The following is a 4104-nucleotide window of genomic DNA, read 5'->3' on the forward strand; positions in this document are numbered from 1 at the left end:
GTACCATTGCCGCCGCCGGGCTCGACGTCTTTGCCGACGAACCGAACGTGCCGCGGGCCCTGCTCGACGCTGCCAACGCCTCGCTTCTGCCGCATGTCGGCTCGGCGTCCGTCCACACTCGCCGCGCCATGGCCGACCTCTGCGTCGACAATCTCGTCGCCTGGTTCACCGAGCGCCGGCCGCTGACGCCCGTGCCGGAGACGATCAACGTCAAGGCGCGCGCCTGACAGGCAGGCTTGCCGCATTTGTTAACGCCTGCTTAACCCTTTGGAAACATTCTGCATATGTGGTTATGCATATCGCCTCGGGTTTGCGGATGGCGGCAATATGCAGGAACCAGAGGCAAGAAGCGCGGCGCGCGTGCGGTGCGGAGAGACAGGGTGAAGCTGTTAGCCGGTTTGGTCGCGTCGGTTGCGTTGTTCGGGGGCGTGCAGTTCCTTGATGGCGGCGATAGCGAAAGCGCGGCCGTCGAGCCCGCCGCGTCAAGCACCTACAGATTGACCGCCAATGGCGACGAAGCTGCCTGCGCCGTGCAGCGGGGCGCCGCCGTCTCGGACGGCCTGTCGCGACTCAAGATCGCCCCGGATTGCCGCCAGCTGATGCCCGGCATCGAGCGGGCAAAATTCTGGCGCGAGCAGGCGGATGGTTCAGTTGCCTTCAGTGAGAACGGCATCGATCCGATCGTCACTTTCGGCGTTGCCGATGGCGACGGCTACGAATCCTACGCGCTGTCCGCGCCGCTTCTGGCTTTGAACAAGGACGGCGGCAACTAGTACCTTTAAAGGTCACCGTTTGTCCTGGTGCAGGGTTTTCCACCCATGTCCGTGAAATCAGCGCAAACGCCGGGGATTGCTTGAAGCCACCCCAACCTCGTCATTCTATGACGGAGCAAGGAGCGAAGCGACGCGGCGCAGACCATAGAATCCATGCCGTGACTTGGAAGCGCCGCCACGGTGCAGGATTTTGCTCCGTTGCGCGCCCTGGCGAAGGTAACGGCATGGATTCTAGGGTCTACGCGGTACGCTTCGCTTCCCGCTCCGCCCTAGAATGACGATTGCGATGAGCGGTTTTCCGTCCGGAATTGCGTCAAAAACCAGAGATAGTTATTCCGCCGCGGCGCGCACGCCCGCCTTTGCCGCCGCGTGCAGCCGCACGGCATCTCCGAAGGCCTTGAAGATCTTGGCGGAATTACTGTCCGACTTCACCCAGTATTCAGGGTGCCATTGCACGCCGACCGCGAAGGCGCGGGCGTCCTTGACGGAAACCGCTTCGATCGTGCCGTCGGTGGCCAAAGCCTCGATTTGCAGTTTCGAGCCGAGCCGGTCGATCCCCTGCCGATGCAGGGAGTTGACCTTGATGTCGCCGGCGCCGAACACCCCGGCAAGGCAACTGCCCGGCTTGATCGAAACCGTCTGATGGATGGCGAAGCGCTCGTCCTGATTGTCGCTCACCGGCGCGCGATGGTCGAGCGAGCCTTCGCGCTCCTGGATTTCGGTGCCCAGCGTGCCGCCCAGCGCCACGTTCAGCTCCTGGATGCCGCGGCAGATCGCAAGCACCGGCACGCCGCGCTCGAGCGCCTTGCGGATCAGCGGCAGCGTCGTGGCATCGCGCGCCTGATCGTAGGGACCGTTGGCCTCGCTCGGGTCGCCGTCATAAAGCGAAGGATGCACATTGGATTTCGAACCCGTCAGCATGACGCCGTCGACCGCCGACAGCAATTCGTCGAGGTCGAGCCGGTCGCCGAAGGACGGCACCAGCAGCGGGAACACGCCGGCGCCGGCCACAGCCGCTTCCAGATACTGCTGGGGCGCGGCGTGCCAGGTGTAGTTGTCGAACTGGCGGACGTCGGTTGAGACGGCGACGAGCGGTTGCTGCATTTTGGGTCTGGTTTCCATCAGGCCAAGGAATTGTTCTGCCTATAAAATAAGCGATCCGACGCGGCTTTTCCATGGCAAGTTTGGCCGCCTCGCATGGGCCAGGGAAGTGAGCGTTAGACTATAGTTGCAGATGGCGGCCGAATGGCCGCTAGCTGGGTCGCGGCGCTGGACTCGACTTCTTGCCCGTGTATGGTTCTCGACAACCGGTCCGGGCACCGAAAATGTCCCGGCATCGGTCAGCTGATCCGCAAGGGAGGAAACTTAATGGATCGTCGTTCATTCATCCGCAAGGCCGGTGCGTCCGGCGTTGGCGCCGCGGCCGCGGCGCTCGCCACGCCGGCCATCGCCCAGTCCAACCCCAAGGTGACCTGGCGGCTTGCGTCGTCCTTCCCCAAGTCGCTCGACACGATCTATGGCGGCGCCGAGGTCTTCTCGAAAATGCTGTCGGAAGCAACCGATGGCAATTTCCAGGTCCAGGTGTTCGCCTCGGGCGAACTGGTGCCCGGTCTGCAGGCGGCGGACGCCACCGCAGCCGGCACGGTCGAAGCCTGTCATACGGTGGCATACTATTACTGGGGCAAGGATCCCACCTGGGCACTGGGCGCGGCCGTGCCGTTCTCGCTCAATGCGCGCGGCATGAATGCCTGGCACTACCATGGCGGCGGCATCGACCTGTTCAACGAGTTCCTGGCCACGCAGGGCCTTTTCGGCCTGCCGGGCGGCAACACCGGCGTGCAGATGGGCGGCTGGTTCCGCAAGCAGATCAACACGGTCGCCGACCTGTCCGGCCTGAAGATGCGCATCGGCGGTTTTGCCGGCAAGGTCGTGCAGAAGCTCGGAGTCGTGCCGCAGCAGATCGCCGGCGGCGACATCTACCCGGCGCTGGAAAAGGGCACGATCGATGCGGCCGAATGGGTCGGCCCCTATGACGACGAGAAGCTCGGCTTCTACAAGGTCGCGCCCTACTACTACTATCCCGGCTGGTGGGAAGGCGGCCCGACCGTGCACCTGCTCTTCAACAAGGCCAAGTATGAAGAGCTGTCGCCGGCCTACAAGTCACTGGTGCACACCGCCGCCCAGGCGGCGGACGCCAACATGCTGCAGAAATACGACTTCCTCAATCCGGCGGCGGTGAAGCGGCTGGTGGCCGGCGGCGCCAAGCTGGCGCCTTTCAGCCAGGAGATCCTGGCGGCCTGCTTCGAAAAGGCCAACGAAGTCTATGCCGAAATGGAAGCCAACAACGCGCCGTTCAAGAAGATCTGGGAATCGATCAAGGGCTTCCGCAAGGAGCACTATCTCTGGGCCCAGGTCGCCGAATACAATTACGACACCTTCATGATGGTGCAGCAGCGCAACGGCAAGCTGTAAGCTGAGCCTTACCTTCTCCCCTTGTGGGGTCCGAAGGACGGGGCGAGACGCGTGGCTCGCCCCCGGGCGGTGGATCGGCGCGCAGCGCCGAGACGGATGAGGGGTGTTGGACGGAGTGCCGTCCGCGCCAAGCTGGAGCACCCCTCATCCGTCGCCTTCGGCGACACCTTCTCCCACAAGGGGAGAAGGGAGAACCGCGTCTCAGCCTCGTCCCGGCACCACCAGTACCTTGACCTCGCCCGGCGCCGGCGGATTGGCGATGACGTCCGGCGCCTCCTCCAGGCTGACCTGCCTTGAGATCAGCCTATCGATCTCGATCGCCCCCGATGCGATCAACTGCGCCGCCCTTGCATGCGTGAACGGGTTGAGGAAGGAGCCGAGCACCTTCAACTCGCGAAACAAGAGATCGAACGGCTCGATCTCCACCTTCATGCCTTGCGGCACCACGCCGACGATCACGACCGTGCCGCCGGCCTTGGCAATCCGCATCGACTGTTCGACCGTGTCGCGCACGCCGGCGCATTCCAGCACCACGTCGACGCCGCCGGGCGCCAGGCCATTCGGGCCGGCGATGGCTGCGACCGGATCGCCGGCGCTTGGATCGACCGTTGCGGTCGCGCCGAGCTCCTCGGCAAGCGCGCGGCGCGAGGCCTGCCTGGTCGACAGGATGATGGTCGCAGCACCGGCGAGCTTCGCCAGTTGCACGACGAGCAGGCCGATGACGCCGCCGCCGAGCACCACGACCGACGCGCCCGGCCGGATCGCTGCCAGGTCGACGCCGTGCAGGCAGCAGGCCAGCGGCTCGCAGAAGGCGCCATGCGCCGGCTTGAGATCCGCGGGGAGCCGGAAGGCCTGCTTG

Annotated in this window: 4 protein-coding genes and 1 pseudogene; 3 read left to right on the forward strand and 2 right to left on the reverse strand. The window is 64.6% G+C overall.

Translation table 11 applies throughout. The annotated features are described in order from the left end of the window. Positions 1-227: pseudogene (locus tag EOA23_RS32160) on the forward strand (2-hydroxyacid dehydrogenase); the annotation flags it as partial. 153 nt (positions 228-380) lie between these two features. Next, positions 381-773, forward strand: coding sequence for a hypothetical protein (locus EOA23_RS32165; RefSeq protein WP_127307043.1), 393 nt, complete (start codon positions 381-383; stop codon positions 771-773). Positions 774-1103: 330 nt separating this feature from the next. On the opposite strand, the gene EOA23_RS32170 is transcribed toward EOA23_RS32165, so the two are convergent. Next, on the reverse strand, positions 1104-1877 hold the full coding sequence (locus tag EOA23_RS32170; protein ID WP_127307044.1) for a gamma-glutamyl-gamma-aminobutyrate hydrolase family protein: 774 nt from the start codon (positions 1875-1877) through the stop codon (positions 1104-1106). 264 nt (positions 1878-2141) lie between these two features. Between EOA23_RS32170 and EOA23_RS32175 the strand changes: the two genes are divergently transcribed. Then, the gene (locus tag EOA23_RS32175) at positions 2142-3245 is read left to right on the forward strand and encodes a TRAP transporter substrate-binding protein (protein WP_127307045.1); all 1104 of its coding nucleotides are present in this window, start codon (positions 2142-2144) and stop codon (positions 3243-3245) included. Positions 3246-3446: 201 nt separating this feature from the next. Here EOA23_RS32175 and EOA23_RS32185 read toward each other — a convergent pair. Continuing rightward, positions 3447-4104 (reverse strand): zinc-binding dehydrogenase (locus EOA23_RS32185; protein ID WP_145966550.1); only part of this gene is annotated, 658 nt, incomplete at its 5' end.

Origin of the sequence: Mesorhizobium sp. M2A.F.Ca.ET.042.01.1.1, from assembly GCF_003997405.1 — a bacterium.
In the GTDB taxonomy this organism is placed as follows: Bacteria; Pseudomonadota; Alphaproteobacteria; order Rhizobiales; family Rhizobiaceae; genus Mesorhizobium.